The following is a 15,535-nucleotide window of genomic DNA, read 5'->3' as shown; positions in this document are numbered from 1 at the left end:
GTCAGCGCGCCGTGAAAATCAGTACCGCACCCACCGGCACCGACAGGCTGATCGACTCGAGCCCAGCGGCCTGGCGCAACGCCGCCACGCCTGGCACCAGGTCAAAGTCCTCGGCATGCACCACCAGCGGTTCCAGGGTCACCACCTGGAAACGTCGGTCATCCAGGCGCGTGGCCAGCAGCTCGGCGTTGTAGGTCTGGGTCTTGCCGTGCAGGGTCACGGCCAACGGCAGGCGCAACTCCAGTTGTGCGCCGGGCGCCAAATCATTGATCGGCTGCAGGTTGATCTGCGCGTTGATCAGCGCGTCGGGGAATGTCTTGATGTCGAACAGTTGATTGCGCATGCGCTCGTCGCGCAATGGAACGCCGCTGTTGACCGACTCCAACTCGACTTCCAATTGCGCAGCACCTTTGCTGTCGACCTTGCCGTGCAGCACCAGGAAGCGCTGCACTTCGGCGATTTCGGTGTTCTTGGTGGTGACGAACGACAGGCGTGACGATTCGTTATCCAGGTACCAGTCGGCCTGGGCAGGCGCAGCAGCGGCGGCCAGCAGGGCGAAGGCCAGGGGTTTGATTGACATTGAAGACTCGTGGGACGAAAAACCTGAACGAACCTTAAGCGCATGTCACAAGCGACGCAAACCCAATGTGGGAGCTGGCTTGCCTGCGATGGCATCGACTGGGTATCACTGACAGACCGAGTTGCCTGCATCGCGGGCAAGCCCGGGTCCCACATAAACCACCATTCCCTCAGTGAGGAGGCGGTGACTGTCAGGCCAATGCGCGCTGCACTTCCCGCACGGTCTGCTCCAGACTGGCCATGTGCAGGTTCAACACGCGCTCCACCGGCGCCTGGTGCATCGGCCAATGCAGCGCCATGCTGCCTACCAGGCGGCCGTTGGCTTGTACCGGCAAGGCTACGGCGCGGATCAGGAACGGCAGGCGCACCGGGTATTCCCAATAGCCTTCGGTGCGCTGGCCGAAACCCTGGTGCTGGGTTCTCTCGCAGGCATCGTATTGCTCGTGCGCCGCCACATGGTCACGGCCTGCCAGGCGCTGCACTTCCTCGGCCGGCAATTGCGTGAGGCACGCCTTGCCCATGGCCGAATGAAACAGGCTGGCGTGCTGGCCGACGATCTGGCAATTGTTGGGATACAGCTTGCGCAGCACGCCGGGAATCGCGCTTTCCATGACCTCCAGACGCTCACCATCAAAGCATGACAAATCCACCACCAGCCCGGTGCGTTCGCTGAGTTCCAGCAGCCACGGCGCAGCACTTTCCACCACCTGGCGCTTGAAGCGCTGCTGGCTGTCACCGAACAGGCGTTGGGCACGCAGGCGATAGCGCCGGTCGCTCAAGCCGCGGTAGACCCAGCCCTGGTCCTGCAAGGTCAGCAACATGCGCGACACCGTGGCCTTGGGCAGGCGCGTGAGGTAGTGCAGTTCCTCCAGCCCCAGGGCCTGGTGTTCGCCCAGCAGCTCGACGATTGCCAGTGCGCGTTCAACCGAGCGTACCGTGCCTGTCTCCATGTTCGATCTCCCTGATGCCGGTGGATGATCATTGTTCACAGCAAGATACAGGCCCGGTCGTGCCTCAACACGTCGACTCAAGGCAGGTCGGCGGGCGACGCTGCACCCATTGCGTCAGCTGTTCATGGGCGTAAGCCAGTTGCAACACCGCCCGGTCCGCCTGGGCCGGGCCAATGATTTGCACGCCCATGGGCAAGCCTTGAGGGTTGAAGCCCACCGGCACGCTCATGCTGGGCAAGCCGGCCAGGGTGGGGCCGATCACCACTTCCATCCAGCGGTGGTAGGTGTCCATTTCGCGCCCACCGACGAGGCGTGGCCAGGGCTGTTGTGCATCGAAAGGGAACACTTGGGCGGTGGGCAATAGCAGGAAATCGTAACGCTCGAACAGCTTGGCCAGGGCGCGATACCACTCGCTGCGGTCCACCGACGCCTGGTACACCTGCTGGGCACTCAAGCCCTGGCCGCCCTCCACTTCCCACTGCGCCTCAGGTTTGAGCAGCGCGCGTTTTTGCGGGTTGGCGTAGGCCGCGCCGAGGTTGCCGTGCACCAGCCAGTGGCGATGCACCAACCAGCTGCGCCACAGGCGCGCCAGGGAAAAATCCGGTTGGCAGCTTTCAACTTCACAGCCCAGCGCGGTGAAGTCGCCGAGGGCCGATTCGCACAGGCTCATCACGCCGTCATCCATCGGCAGGTAGCCGTTGTAATCCCCCAGCCAGCCCAGGCGCGCACCCTTGAAGTCACGCTGCAACGGCTGGCCCAGCACAGTGGCGTCGTCCTTGGAGGACAGCGGCACCCGTGGGTCGTAACCCGCCTGGATGCTCAGCAGCCGCGCCACATCCGTCACGCTGCGCCCCATCGGGCCTTCGGTGCCCAGTTGCTGCACGAACAGTTCCGGCATCGGCCCGTGGGGCACGCGCCCTTGGGACGGGCGCAGGCCGAACACGTTGTTGAATGCAGCCGGATTGCGCAACGAGCCCATCATGTCGCTGCCATCGGCCACCGGCAGCATGCGCAACGCCAACGCGACCGCCGCCCCGCCGCTGCTGCCACCGGCGCTCAAGCGCGGGTCATAGGCGTTGCCGGTGGTGCCAAACAGGCTGTTGTAGGTGTGCGAGCCCAGGCCGAATTCCGGCACGTTGGTCTTGCCGATGATGATCGCGCCACTGGCCCGCACCCGCGCCACGCTGATGGCGTCTTCGCTCGGCACCTGCTCGGCGAACAGCGGCGAGCCCAAGGTGGTACGCAAACCTTTGGTGGCCGCCAGGTCCTTGATCGCCTGGGGCATGCCGTGCATCCAGCCGCGTGACTGGCCCTGATCCAACTCACTGTCACAGGCCCGGGCTTCGGCCAGTACCTCATCGGCATCGCGCAGCGACACCAGCGCATTCACGCCCGGGTTGAAGCGTTGGATCTGCGCCAGATACGCCTGCATCACGTCTTCACACGACACCTGCCGCGCATGGATCGCCTGCGACAGCTGCGTGGCATCCCAATCGACAATACTCAAGGCTTCACCTCTTTGGAAAACGGCTGCGGCTGCTTGGCCCGCGGTGCTTCCTGCATACAGTAAGTGCCCAGCAGCGTGAGCACGCACGCGAACAACACATAGAAGGCTGGCGCCACCGGCGTGCCCAGCACCTTGCTCAACCAGGTGACGATCAGCGGTGCAAACCCGCCAAACACCATGACCGCCACGTTATAGGCCACCGACACGCCCGTCGAGCGCACTTCGATGGGGAACTGCTCGGCCAGCGCGGTCGGCGCGGGGCCGAAGAACCCGCCAATGGCCGTGCACAGCAGCACCTGCATCACCAGCAAGCGCTCGATGGATGGCGCGGCGGCCACCCACACATACAGCGGGTAGACCATCACAAAAAACGCCAAGGTGAACGCCATCAACACCGGCCGCCGTCCAAAGCGATCGGAAGCCAGGCCCGACAGCGGGATCACCACGGTCATCAGCGCCACCGCGAACATCTGCACCATCAACACCTGGTCCAGCGGCAGGCCGAGGTTCTTGTGGGCGAAGGTCGGCATGTTCACCAGCACTACGTAGAACGACACCGTTGCGCCACAGGCCAGGCCCATCGACACGAGAATGCTGCGCCGGTGTTCGCGCACCACCTGCATCAGGCTCGGCGCGGGGCCGGTGGCTTGCTTGCGGGCTTCGATGAATGCCTCCGGGTCTTCCATGTGCCGGCGAATCCACAGCCCCACTGGGCCGATCAGCAAGCCGAACACGAACGGCAGGCGCCAGCCCCACAGGTCAAGCGTTGCCGGCGAGAAGAAGTGCGTAACCGCTGCCACCATGGCCGCGCCGCCAAACACCGCCAGGCACTGCCCCACCAATTGCCAGGAGCCATACAAGCCCTTGCGATGGGCCGGTGCACTTTCCACCAGAAACGCTGTGGCGCTGGCGTACTCACCGCCGGTGGCAAAGCCTTGCAGCATGCGCGCCACCACGATCAACAGCGGCGCGCCCATGCCGATGGCGGCGTAGTTAGGTGCAAAGGCGATCAACGCGATGGACACCGTCATCAGCCGGATAATCAACTGCATCGCGGCCTTGCGGCCTTTGCGGTCGGCGTAGATGCCCAGCAGGATGCCGCCCACCGGGCGCATGAAAAAGCCCACGCCAAAGGTGGCCAGGGCCATCAACAGCGACGCGTACTCATCGTCCGAGGGGAAAAACTGCCGGGCGATGATGCTGGCCAGAAAGCCATAAACGATGAAGTCATACCATTCCAGCGCATTGCCGATCACGGCCGCCACGACCTGGCGGGTGCGGGAGACGCCTGTGTGTGAAGTCTGCATGAGGAACACTCCATTCAACCGAACGTGGGAAAGGGTCCAGCGGCAGAAAAAAGTGAGGGGCGTCAGGCAGGCTTGAGCCAGCTCTCGGCCAGCGCGCCCCAGTAGGCGGCGCCGGTCAGCAGGATGTCGTCGTTAAAGTCATAGGCGGGGTTATGCACCATCGGCCGCGACACGCCGTTGCCGATAAACAGGTAACTGCCGGGGCAGCGTTGCAGCATCCAGGCAAAGTCTTCACTGCCCATCAGCGTGCGGGTGTGGCCGTCCACCGCGTCGGCGCCGAGCAAGGCAACGCCGACCTGGCGCGCGAACTCGGTTTCTTCGGGGTGGTTGACCAGCACCGGGTAGGCCGGGCGATGCTCGATCTGCACGGTGCAGCCGAAGCTGGCGGCCTGGGTGTGGATGATGGCGAACACGCGCTCCAGCATCTGCTCGCGGATCGTCGGGTTGAGTGCGCGCAGGCTCAAACGCAACAACGCTTGCTGCGGAATCACGTTGGCGGCCTGGCCCGCCTGCAGGGCACCGACGGTAACCACGGCGGCTTCCTGGGTGTCGATGTTGCGCGCCACTACCGTCTGCAACGCCATGACCATGCTCGCGGCCGCCACCAGCGGGTCCACCGTGAGGTGCGGCATGGAACCGTGGCCGCCGACGCCTTCGAGGGTCACGGTGAGCAAATCCTGGGAGGCCATCATCGGCCCGACGCGCAAGCCCAGATGCCCCGCGGGCAGCCCCGGCATGTTGTGCATGCCGAACAGTCCGTCACAGGGGAAGCGCTCCAGCAAGCCGTCGGCGAGCATGGCTTCGGCACCGCCCTGGCCTTCTTCGGCGGGCTGGAAGATCAGGTTCAACGTGCCGTCGAACTGCCGCGTGGCCGCCAGGTAGCGGGCGGCACCGAGCAGCATGGTGGTGTGGCCGTCGTGGCCGCAGGCGTGCATGCAACCGGCGTGTTGGCTGGTGTAGGCCGCGCCGGTGTTTTCGATGATGGGCAAGGCGTCCATGTCGGCACGAATGCCCAGGGTGCGTGGGCTGCTGCCATTGCGCAGTACCCCGACCACACCGGTCTTGCCGATACCGGTGTGCACTTCGTAGCCCCATTCCTTTAAGGATCGGGCGACCAGTGCGCTGGTGCGATTCTCTTCAAAGCCGAGTTCAGGATGGGCGTGGATGTCGTGGCGCACGGCGTGCAAGTCGCCGGCGACGTCGCTGAGCCAATCCAGGATGTGCTGGTGTGGGCGCATGGTGATTCTCCTCACAGGCGGGTATTCCCGTTCTTGTTTGCTGCACACCGCCAGCTAACCGCGATGTGCGCAGGAGGACAATCAAAGGTGGTTCCACCCTGTGGAACCTCAGGGTTTTACTGTTGGTCAGCGAACCCTGTGGGAGCGGGCTTGCCCGCGATGGCGGTGGATCAGTCACCGCATGCAGCGTCTGACCTGGCCTCATCGCGGGCAAGCCCGCTCCCACAAGGGGATGGGGGGTGGGTCAGGGCGTCAGGCGGCAGCCGTGGCGGTCGCCGAGCCAGCGGGCGGTGTGGGTGCGGCCCAGCCCGCTGGCGGTGACTTCGCTGCGCTCGGGGTTGTCGCTGAACGCGCTGGTGGGCACGTATTGCTTCACGTAGCCCCGGCAATAGTCAGCCGGGTTGTTCTCGACATAGCGGCACGAGCAGTACTCCTTGGCCGTGTACGCCGCGATGATGTCCGGGAAGGCTTGCAGGTTGACGCGCTCGTGCCAGATCCAGCCCAGCAAAGCGAGCAACAGCAACAGAAACACACTGGTAAACGGCCGGCGACGGATCATGGTTGCACCGCCGCGAGCACGTGCTTGAGCAGGTCGTTGTGGCGGTAGCTGCCGTCGCGGTCATCGCCGTAGCGCACGATCACCAAGTGTTCGGCGGGCATCACGTACAGCGCCTGTCCCCAGTGGCCGAGGGCAGCGAGCGTGTCACCGGGAGCATCCGGCCAAGGCCGCGGCGCACCTTTATTGAGCCACCAATGGCCACCCGGCACGGCCTCATCCTGGCCCGCCCGGTAATTGGTGAAGGGTTGGCGATTGAAGGCGACCCAGTCCTTGGGCAGCAATTGCTGCTCGCCCCAGCGACCATCGCGCGCCATCAGCAGGCCGACGCGGGCCAGGTCGCGGGCGGTGAGGTAGGCGTAGGACGAGGCCACGAACGTCTCGTCGGCATCAGTTTCCCAGGTGGCGCTACGAATGCCCAATGGTTTGAACAGCGCGTCCCACGGGTAGCTCATATACGCCTTGTGGCCGAGCATGCCTTTAAGCGTGGCGGACAGGATGTTGGTGTCACCGCTGGAATAGCGGAACACCTGGCCGGGCGCGCTGGCGGCGTCCGTATCGGCGGCGAAGTCGGCCATGTCGGCGCGGCCGCGGGTGTAAAGCATCGCCACCACCGAGGATTTCAGCGGGGCGAATTCATAGTCTTCCTGCCAGTCCAGGCCCGACGCCCAGTGCAGCAAGTCGGCCATGGTGACTTTGGGATGCTGCTTCATCGGCGGGTAAAAGCGTGCGGCGGGGTCGGTCAGTTTGAAGCGATTTTCGCCGTAGGCCACGCCCAATACAGTCGCCATCAGGCTCTTGCTGACGGACCAGGTCAGGTGCGGCGTGCTGACGGTGGTGGGCGCTGCGTAGCGTTCGTAGATGACTTCGCCGTCGCGGATCACCAACAGCGCGTCGGTGCGGATGCCCTTGCGGGTGTTGTCGTCACGAGGGGGGAAAGCGTAGGCATTCAGGGCATCGACGGCGGGACCTGCGAGCGGCGTGCCCTTGGCCCAGTCCTTGTCTGGCCAGGTTTCGGCGTGGGCGGTAACGGTGACGGTGACTAGCAGGAGGGCGACGGATAGCAGGCCTCTGAACATGGATACGGACTCACGGGGGGCATTCGTGGTCGCGAGGCTAGATGAGGGGGATGACGGTTTTGTGACCGGGGGGTTGGGGGCATATCCGTTATATGGGTGATGGCTGATATGGGTTCCGCCCTTACGGCGGGTCACTTTTGGAAAAGAGCCCGGAATGCCGGCCCAGCCAAAAGGGCTCTTGCCCCAACACTCGGCACCTCGCTTAGGCTCGGTGTGCCCTCACTCCGGCTTGAATCCGTGGGCCGCCGTCATGGGCCATCCATGGCCCAGGACGGCTAACCCGGCGTCCTGCCGGGTTACCCACGGATTCAAGCCTGCGTTCGGCCAGCGTGTTTGACGGGGCGCCTAAGATCAAAATCAAGATCAACAGCAAGAGCACGGCGGCCTGGTAGCCGACCTGAGTGGTTAGATCAAAGGCAGATACGTGTAGGAGCTGGCTTGCCGGCGATGCAGACACCTCGGTGAATCAGGCATACCCGGTTGATGCCATCGCAGGCAAGCCAGCTCCCACAATGAGGGCACCGGATTCTGCCTGGTTTTTAGTGTCATCGTTGACGACCATCGCCGGCAAGCCGGCTCCTACAGTGGACCGCGTTGGCCTTTGCTCTTGCTCTACACCACTCAAGCCGGCTGTCAGGCCGCTGTGCTTTTGCTTTTGACTTTGATCTTAGGCGCCCCGTCAAACACGCTGGCCGGAATTCGGCAGGGATTTGGGGGGTAAACCGGCAGGGATGCCGGTTTAGCCGCCCCGCGCCATGGATGGCGCGTGGCGGCGGCCCCCCAAATCACTGTCGGATTACGGGCACACCGAGCCTGGGCGAGGTGCCGAGTGTTGGGGCAAGAGCCCTTTTGGTTACTTTTGGCTGGGCCGGCATTCCGGGCTCTTTTCCAAAAGTGACCCGCCGTAAGGGCGGAACCCTAAGTAGCCATCACCGAAATAACGGATAAACCCCCTGTCATCCAACCGTCACCGGAACTTCATGGAGATGACACCGAGCCTACATAGCCTGAGTTTGGACAAACAAGTCGACCGGCCGAAAGTGGCTGGCACTCGGAGATTCGCCATGACTCAGATCGCCCGCATCAGCGACACCGGCAATGAACGCCGTCTGCAAGCCGAACGCCTGATTGGCGCCAAGGCTTTGCAGGAAGCCCAGGCCTTGCGTTTCAACGTGTTCAGCGGCGAGTTCAACGCCAAGCTGAAAGGTGCGGAACAGGGTCTGGACATGGATGACTATGATGTTCACTGCAGCCACATCGGCGTGCGGGACTTGAACACCGGCCGCTTGGTGGCGACCACCCGTTTGCTCGACCACCAGGCGGCCAGCACCCTGGGTCGTTTCTACAGCGAAGAAGAATTCAGCCTGCATGGCCTGCTACACCTGCAAGGCCCGATCCTCGAAATCGGCCGTACTTGCGTCGACCCGGCTTACCGCAACGGCGGCACCATCGCGGTGTTGTGGGGCGAGTTGGCCGAGGTGCTGAACCAGGGCGGCTACAGCTACCTGATGGGCTGCGCGAGCATCCCGATGCACGACGGCGGCATCCAGGCCCACGCGATCATGCAGCGCCTGCGCGAACGCTACCTGTGCAACGAACACCTGCGCGCCGAACCGAAGAAGCCACTGCCGGCACTGGATCTGCCGTCCAACGTGATCGCCGAGATGCCGCCCTTGCTCAAGGCCTACATGCGCCTGGGCGCGAAGATCTGCGGCGAGCCGTGCTGGGATGAAGATTTTCAGGTGGCCGACGTGTTCATCCTGCTCAAGCGCGACGAGTTGTGCCCCCGCTATGCCCGTCACTTCAAGGCTGCAATGTGATGAGCCGCCTGCGGGTGTACGGGCGCATTGCCCGCGTGCTGCTGGTGGTGGCGCTGGGCTTGAGCATGGCCAGTGTGTTTGGTGTGTTCGAGCGTTTGGGCATTGCCAACTCGATGGTGCGTCGCCAGCGTTGGTCGCGGTTTTTCATGGCACGGCTGACCAACGCCCTGCCCTTTCGCGTGACGGTGCACGGTGAGTTGCCACAAACCCCGATGCTGTGGGTGAGCAATCACGTGTCCTGGACCGACATCCCGTTGCTGGGGATGGTCACGCCGATGTCGTTCCTGTCCAAGGCCGAAGTGCGCACCTGGCCGGTGGCCGGCTGGTTGGCGGCCAAGGCGGGCAGCTTGTTTATCCGCCGCGGTTCGGGCGACAGCCAGTTGATCCGCAAGCAGATGACCCGCCATCTGGAGCAACAGCACCCGTTGCTGATGTTCCCCGAAGGCACCACCACCGACGGACGCAGCCTGCGCACCTTCCACGGGCGCTTGCTGGCCAGTGCCATCGATGCAGACGTGTCGCTGCAACCGGTGGCGATCCGGTATCTGCGTGATGGGCAGGTGGATTCGTTGGCTCCGTTTATTGGCGATGATGATTTGCTATCGCACTTGATGCGACTGTTTGCCAATGATCAGGGCGATGTGGAAATCCATGTGCTCAAGCCAATTGCCTGTGCCGGGCAGGAGCGTGCAGCGCTGGCGTTCCAGGCGCAGCAGGCGGTGCAGAAGGCGTTGTTTGGGCCGGTGCCGGAAGCAGAGCAGATCGCGGTTCGACCGGCATTCGCGGCTTAAAGCGGGCACGGTTAAACATGTGGGAGCTGGCTTGCCTGCGATGGCGGTGTTGAATTCACCGACGCCATCGCAGGCAAGCCAGCTCCCACATTTAGATCTCGGTGGTCAGTTGATTTTGTGCAAAGGCCTGCAATTCGGGATAGAAGATCCGGAAGTCTTCACTCAGCGGCTCGTAGAGCTCGCGCAACTCCTGCATCGCAAACCCCAATTCCCCCGGCTGTGACAGCCGCCGCGAAATCCCGCGCAACACCTGCTCCATCACCGCAAACTCGCGATACGACCCCAACCAATCATCCGCCGCCATCCACGGTGCAATCTGCGCCAATCGCCCTGGCAATTGCGGCTCGGCCGCCAGCACGCGGTACACCTGCGACGTGAAATGCTCCAGCGGCTGGTCGGCGTAAAACGCCCAATCCCGCGCCAGGCAGTGGTCGAAAAACACATCGAGGACGATCCCGGCGTAGCGCTTGCGGGTCAGGGTGAAACGCGACAGCGCCTCCCCTACCAACGGATGGCTGTCGGTGAAACGGTCGATGCTGCGGTGCAGCGCAATCGACGCTTCGATTTGCGGGCTGAACTGGCCGTGCAGACGGCCTTTGACGAAGTCGCCATACAAACTCCCCAGCAGTTGCGCAGGAAGTTGGCCGCCCAGGTGCAGATGTGCGAGATAATTCATGGTGCGCAGTCTAACACTGCCATCAACGTATCGTTATAACCCGATATACCGATTTGAGCTGGACTCAGATCAAATTCATATTGGTATATCGAGATATAACGATTTAAAGTTCGCCTCATCGCGATATAACGCTGCACGACACCGAGCACCTGCCATGTCCATCGACCTCGACGAAATAATAAAAGCCCTGGCGCACCCAGTACGGCGAGACATCCTCAACTGGCTGAAAGACCCGAAAGTGCAATTCCCCGAGCAAGTGCACAACCACGAATACGGCATCTGCGCCGGGCAGATCGACCAGCGCTGCGGCCTGTCCCAGTCGACCGTGTCGGCCCACCTGGCCACGTTGCAACGGGCGGGTCTGATCAGCAGCCAGAAGGCCGGACAGTGGAATTTTTTCAAACGCAACGAGGACACCATCCGCGCGTTCCTCGATGCGCTCATCACTGAGCTAACCCCCGATATCAGCGAACCGCTGTAACCAAGGAAACGATAATGCCCCTCTCGCTACTCATACTGGCCCTGAGCGCCTTCGCCATCGGCACCACCGAGTTCGTCATCATGGGCCTGCTGCCCGATGTGGCGACGGACCTGGGCGTCTCGATCCCTGGCGCCGGCTGGCTGGTCACCGGCTACGCCCTCGGCGTGGCCATCGGTGCGCCCTTCATGGCACTGGCCACCGCCAAGCTGCCACGCAAGGCCGCTCTGGTAGCGTTGATGGGGATCTTCATTATCGGCAACCTGCTCTGCGCCCTGGCCAGTGACTACAACGTGCTGATGTTTGCCCGTGTGGTCACCGCGCTGTGCCACGGTGCGTTCTTTGGGATTGGTTCTGTGGTAGCGGCCAACCTGGTGCCGGCCAACAAGCGGGCTTCGGCCGTGGCCTTGATGTTCACCGGTTTGACCCTGGCCAACGTGCTGGGCGTGCCACTGGGTACCGCGCTGGGCCAGGAAGCCGGCTGGCGTTCGACCTTCTGGGCCGTGACCGTGATTGGCGTCGTGGCACTGATCGGCCTTATCCGCTTCCTGCCGGCCAAGCGTGACGAAGAAAAACTCGACATGCGCGCCGAACTCAAAGCCCTCAAGGGCGCCGGTATCTGGTTGTCGCTGACCATGACCGCGCTGTTCTCCGCGTCGATGTTCACCCTCTTCACCTACGTCGCGCCGCTGCTGGGCGATGTGACCGGCGTGTCGCCAAAAGGCGTGACCTGGACCCTGTTGCTGATCGGCCTGGGCCTCACCGTGGGCAACATCATCGGCGGCAAGCTGGCGGACAAACGCCTGGCAGCCACCCTGATTGGCGTGTTCGCCAGCATGGCGGTGGTCTCCACGCTGTTGACCTGGACCAGCGTTGCGGTGATCCCGACTGAAATCACCCTGTTCCTGTGGGCTGCCGCTTCGTTTGCCGCCGTACCGGCGCTGCAAATCAACGTGGTGACCTTCGGCAAGGCGGCACCGAACCTGGTGTCCACCCTGAACATCGGCGCGTTCAACATCGGCAACGCCCTCGGCGCCTGGGTCGGCGGCACGGTGATCGCCCACGGTTTCGGCCTGACCAGCGTGCCCTTGGCCGCGGCAGCCCTGGCGATCCTCGCGCTGCTGGTGACCCTGATTACCTTCCGTCAGAACGGCGATGCCGACCTGGCCCCTGCGACCCACTGATCAATCCACTTAAAGAGAAGGGTGTTATCCCATGACGACTATTTTCGATCCCATCAAACTGGGCGACCTGGAACTGTCGAACCGCATCATCATGGCACCGCTGACCCGCTGCCGCGCCGATGACGGTCGTGTACCCAACGCGCTGATGGCCGAGTACTACGTGCAACGCGCATCTGCTGGCTTGATCCTCAGCGAAGCCACCTCCGTGACGCCGCTGGGCGTGGGCTACCCGGACACCCCGGGCATCTGGTCCAACGACCAGGTGCGTGGCTGGGCCAATGTGACCAAGGCCATCCACGGCGCGGGCGGCAAGATCTTCCTGCAACTGTGGCACGTGGGCCGTATCTCCCATGAGTCGTACCTGAACGGCGAAAGCCCGGTGGCCCCGAGCGCGATCCAACCCAAAGGCCACGTCAGCCTGGTTCGCCCACTCGCCGACTACCCAACCCCACGCGCCCTGGAAACCGCTGAAATCGCCGACATCGTCGACGCCTACCGCACCGGTGCCGAAAATGCCAAGGCTGCTGGCTTTGACGGCGTGGAAATCCACGGCGCCAACGGCTACCTGCTTGACCAGTTCCTGCAGAGCAGCACCAACAAGCGTACCGATAACTACGGTGGCTCCCTGGAAAACCGTGCGCGCCTGCTGCTGGAAGTGACTGACGCTGCCATCGAAGTCTGGGGCGCAGGCCGTGTGGGTGTGCACCTGGCACCACGCGCCGATTCCCACGACATGGGCGACGACAACCTGGCTGAAACCTTCACTTACGTCGCCAGCGAGCTGGGCAAGCGCGGCATCGCGTTCATCTGCTCCCGTGAAAAAGAAGGCGCCGACAGCCTCGGCCCACAACTGAAAAAAGCCTTCGGCGGCCCGTACATCGCCAACGAACGCTTCACCAAGGACAGCGCCAATGCGTGGCTGGCGTCGGGCAAGGCTGACGCAGTGGCCTTCGGCGTACCGTTCATTGCCAACCCGGACCTGCCGGCTCGCCTGAAGGCCGATGCGCCGTTGAACGAACCGCACCCGGAAACCTTCTACGGCAAAGGCCCGGTCGGCTACATCGACTACCCGACCCTGGCGATCTGATGTAACTCGCTGAAACGAAAAAGCCCCGGTTCGCAGGAACCGGGGCTTTTTCATTGGCGCGGGGAAACATTCCTTCACAGCCTTGCAACAAAATCGCTACAAAATACTTAGGCGGCTACCTATCAACCGCCCGCCAGCCCGTATATAAAGTCACCCCACCTATCAGTCGAAGGGGCGATTGACTGCCTCTGGGCTTTACTGTTGACACAACTGGATGCAATTACGCATTTTGTCTTAATTGCGCAGGCTGGGGCTCAAGCGCAGCATGTCCAACCCTGCATCCACCCAGCGTTCGGCGTCCTGATGCAACTGGAAGCTGTCGGGCACCAGCAGCCACTGGCCGATCAGCCCGTGAATGTAGGCATGGATGCACACCGCGCCGCGGGTTGTGTCCAGGTTTTCCGGAAGCTGCCCGCGATGGACCGCGTTGCGCAATGTCAGCCCGATGCGCAGGTTGCACTCAAGACTGTGGGTTTGGCGTTGACGCCGCATGTCACACATTTCATCGGTGAACTCGCACTTATGAAACAGGATTTCGTTGATGCGCCGGGTTTTCGGGTCCAGTGCCACTTGATGATAGAGATGAATGAGCAACTTGCGCATACAGCCCAGCGGGTCGACTTCATCTTCGCTTTCACTCGCCCGGGCCAACTCGTCCAGCGGCTCGTGCAGCGTGTCGAGCAGCGCCTGGAGCAAGTCGGACTTGTTGCTGAAATGCCAGTAGATGGCCCCCCGCGTCACGCCCGCCAGCGCGGCGATGTCTGCCAGCGTAGTCCGCGCGACACCGCGTTGGTAAAAGGCTTGCTCGGCGGCATCGAGAATCTGGCTGCGCGTTTCCTGAGCTTCCTCTTTGGTGCGACGAACCATGGCAGTAAAACCTCTATCAGGACACTGTGGATGGTGCTGGACCATCATCTGAATAATTGTGGGACGACGCCGTCATGGGCGCCGAACGTACTAAAATCGAGGCTTTCGGAGCTGCTTTGTCAACATTTCGCAAAGCCTGTCAAGAGTTTACAAACAACCGTGAACGTAAGTATATTGCGTAGCAAGCTACTTATCTACTCACAGCTTGTTTTTTACCCTTCCACACTTCTTGTGCGCAGTCTGCGCGCCTGACCCGAGGATCTTCATGCAACTTAAGCCAGCTGTTACCGCTCTGGTTACTGCCGTCGCCCTGGCATCGCTGCTCAGCGGATGTAAAAAGGAAGAAGCGGCTCCGCCCGCTCAAACCCCTCAGGTCGGCGTGGTCACCATTCAACCGCAAGCCTTTACCCTGACGTCCGAACTGCCAGGCCGCACCACCGCCTACCGCATTGCGGAAGTTCGCCCACAGGTCAACGGCATCATTCTCAAGCGCCTGTTCAAGGAAGGCGGCGACGTGAAGGAAGGGCAACAGCTCTACCAGATCGACCCGTCGGTGTATGAAGCCACCCTGAAAAGCGCACAAGCCAGCCTGACCCAGACCAAGTCCATCACCGACCGCTACAAGCAGTTGGTCGATGAACAAGCCGTCAGCCGTCAGGAATACGACACCGCCGTCGCCAACCGCATGACCGCAGAAGCAAACGTTCAAACCGCCCAGATCAACGTGCGCTACACCAAAGTGTTCGCGCCGATCTCCGGGCGTATTGGCCGTTCTTCGGTGACCGAAGGCGCGCTGGTCAGCAACGGCCAGACCGATGCCATGGCCGTGATCCAGCAACTCGACCCGATCTACGTCGACGTCACGCAGTCCTCGGCCGAGATGCTGAAACTGCGCCGCGACCTGGAAAGCGGCCAGCTGCAGAAAGCCGGCGACAATGCCGCCAAGGTCAAGCTGACCCTGGAAGACGGCAGTTCCTACGCCCAGGACGGCAAGCTGGAATTCTCCGAAGTGTCGGTTGACCAGACCACCGGTTCCGTGACCCTGCGCGCCGTGTTCCCCAACCCTGACCACACCCTGCTGCCAGGCATGTTCGTACACGCCCAACTGCAAGCCGGCGTGAACAGCAAGGCCATCCTCGCACCGCAGCAAGGCGTGACCCGCGACCTCAAGGGCATCCCGACTGCGCTGATCGTGAACAAGGACAACAAGGTCGAGCAACGCGTACTGGTTGCCAACCGTACGGCCGGTGCTTACTGGCTGGTGGAAAAAGGCCTGGACGCCGGTGACCGCGTGATCACCGAAGGCTTGCAATTCATCAAGCCGGGCATCGAAGTCAAGGTCAAGGACGCCGACAACGCCAAACCTGCAGGTTCCGCTCCAGCTCCTGCTGCCGCAGCTGGCAAAGGGGAGTAACC

General features: G+C 62.6%; 15 protein-coding genes. 6 read left to right on the top strand and 9 right to left on the bottom strand.

The features are described 5' to 3' along the window. Nucleotide 1: 1 nt before the first annotated feature. From AC07OV_RS20400 to AC07OV_RS20370, 7 genes are all read right to left on the bottom strand, one after another. Nucleotides 2-580 (bottom strand): YceI family protein, encoded by a 579-nt coding sequence (locus AC07OV_RS20400; protein WP_494997644.1) that lies wholly within the window; start codon nt 578-580, stop codon nt 2-4. A gap of 190 nt (nt 581-770) precedes the next feature. Continuing rightward, nucleotides 771-1,529 carry an IclR family transcriptional regulator gene (locus AC07OV_RS20395; RefSeq protein WP_259171755.1) on the bottom strand — a complete coding sequence of 253 codons (759 nt, stop codon included), beginning with the start codon at nt 1,527-1,529 and terminating at the stop codon, nt 771-773. A 64-nt stretch (nt 1,530-1,593) separates the two neighbouring features. Beyond that, nucleotides 1,594-3,036: an amidase gene (locus AC07OV_RS20390; protein ID WP_495092856.1), complete on the bottom strand. Its 1,443-nt coding sequence runs from the start codon at nt 3,034-3,036 to the stop codon at nt 1,594-1,596. Further along, on the bottom strand, nt 3,033-4,343 hold the full coding sequence (locus tag AC07OV_RS20385) for a citrate-proton symporter (protein WP_494997642.1): 1,311 nt from the start codon (nt 4,341-4,343) through the stop codon (nt 3,033-3,035). Before AC07OV_RS20385 ends, AC07OV_RS20390 begins: the two co-directional genes overlap by 4 nt. A 62-nt stretch (nt 4,344-4,405) precedes the next feature. After that, nucleotides 4,406-5,581 (bottom strand): M20 aminoacylase family protein, encoded by a 1,176-nt coding sequence (locus AC07OV_RS20380; RefSeq protein ID WP_176999244.1) that lies wholly within the window; start codon nt 5,579-5,581, stop codon nt 4,406-4,408. 244 nt (nt 5,582-5,825) lie between these two features. After that, nucleotides 5,826-6,140, bottom strand: a complete 315-nt coding sequence (locus AC07OV_RS20375) for an amidase (protein ID WP_495092855.1) — start codon at nt 6,138-6,140, stop codon at nt 5,826-5,828. Next, nucleotides 6,137-7,216, bottom strand: coding sequence for a serine hydrolase domain-containing protein (locus AC07OV_RS20370; RefSeq protein ID WP_495092854.1), 1,080 nt, complete (start codon nt 7,214-7,216; stop codon nt 6,137-6,139). The genes AC07OV_RS20375 and AC07OV_RS20370 overlap by 4 nt, the downstream gene beginning before the upstream one ends. A 1,064-nt stretch (nt 7,217-8,280) precedes the next feature. Here AC07OV_RS20370 and olsB point away from each other — a divergent pair. Together olsB and AC07OV_RS20360 are read left to right on the top strand one after the other, a co-directional pair. Then, nucleotides 8,281-9,036: an L-ornithine N(alpha)-acyltransferase gene (gene olsB / locus AC07OV_RS20365; protein ID WP_495092853.1), complete on the top strand. Its 756-nt coding sequence runs from the start codon at nt 8,281-8,283 to the stop codon at nt 9,034-9,036. After that, nucleotides 9,036-9,827, top strand: a complete 792-nt coding sequence (locus AC07OV_RS20360; RefSeq protein WP_176994785.1) for a lysophospholipid acyltransferase family protein — start codon at nt 9,036-9,038, stop codon at nt 9,825-9,827. The genes olsB and AC07OV_RS20360 overlap by 1 nt, the downstream gene beginning before the upstream one ends. A gap of 91 nt (nt 9,828-9,918) precedes the next feature. On the opposite strand, the gene AC07OV_RS20355 is transcribed toward AC07OV_RS20360, so the two are convergent. Beyond that, nucleotides 9,919-10,503, bottom strand: coding sequence for an acyl carrier protein phosphodiesterase (locus tag AC07OV_RS20355; protein WP_495092852.1), 585 nt, complete (start codon nt 10,501-10,503; stop codon nt 9,919-9,921). Between the two features lie 154 nt (nt 10,504-10,657). On the opposite strand from AC07OV_RS20355, the gene AC07OV_RS20350 reads away from it, so the two are divergent. The 3 genes from AC07OV_RS20350 to AC07OV_RS20340 are packed head-to-tail and all read left to right on the top strand — an operon-like array spanning nt 10,658 to nt 13,252. Beyond that, nucleotides 10,658-10,984 carry an ArsR/SmtB family transcription factor gene (locus AC07OV_RS20350; RefSeq protein ID WP_176994783.1) on the top strand — a complete coding sequence of 109 codons (327 nt, stop codon included), beginning with the start codon at nt 10,658-10,660 and terminating at the stop codon, nt 10,982-10,984. 14 nt (nt 10,985-10,998) lie between these two features. Then, nucleotides 10,999-12,165 carry an MFS transporter gene (locus tag AC07OV_RS20345; RefSeq protein ID WP_495092851.1) on the top strand — a complete coding sequence of 389 codons (1,167 nt, stop codon included), beginning with the start codon at nt 10,999-11,001 and terminating at the stop codon, nt 12,163-12,165. 31 nt (nt 12,166-12,196) lie between these two features. After that, nucleotides 12,197-13,252 (top strand): alkene reductase, encoded by a 1,056-nt coding sequence (locus tag AC07OV_RS20340; RefSeq protein ID WP_176994781.1) that lies wholly within the window; start codon nt 12,197-12,199, stop codon nt 13,250-13,252. A 234-nt stretch (nt 13,253-13,486) separates the two neighbouring features. Here the strand turns inward: AC07OV_RS20340 and AC07OV_RS20335 are convergent, their stop codons facing one another. Continuing rightward, on the bottom strand, nt 13,487-14,119 hold the full coding sequence (locus AC07OV_RS20335; RefSeq protein ID WP_056857447.1) for a TetR family transcriptional regulator: 633 nt from the start codon (nt 14,117-14,119) through the stop codon (nt 13,487-13,489). Nucleotides 14,120-14,384: 265 nt separating this feature from the next. Here AC07OV_RS20335 and AC07OV_RS20330 point away from each other — a divergent pair, with 265 nt between their 5' ends. Further along, the gene (locus AC07OV_RS20330; RefSeq protein WP_494997636.1) at nt 14,385-15,533 is read left to right on the top strand and encodes an efflux RND transporter periplasmic adaptor subunit; all 1,149 of its coding nucleotides are present in this window, start codon (nt 14,385-14,387) and stop codon (nt 15,531-15,533) included. Nucleotides 15,534-15,535: the final 2 nt, after the last annotated feature.

The sequence above is a fragment of the Pseudomonas sp. GW821-FHT09A09 genome (genome assembly GCF_059418405.1).
Note: the sequence above shows the minus strand (reverse complement) of the source record. Positions and strands in the feature narration are given on the sequence as shown.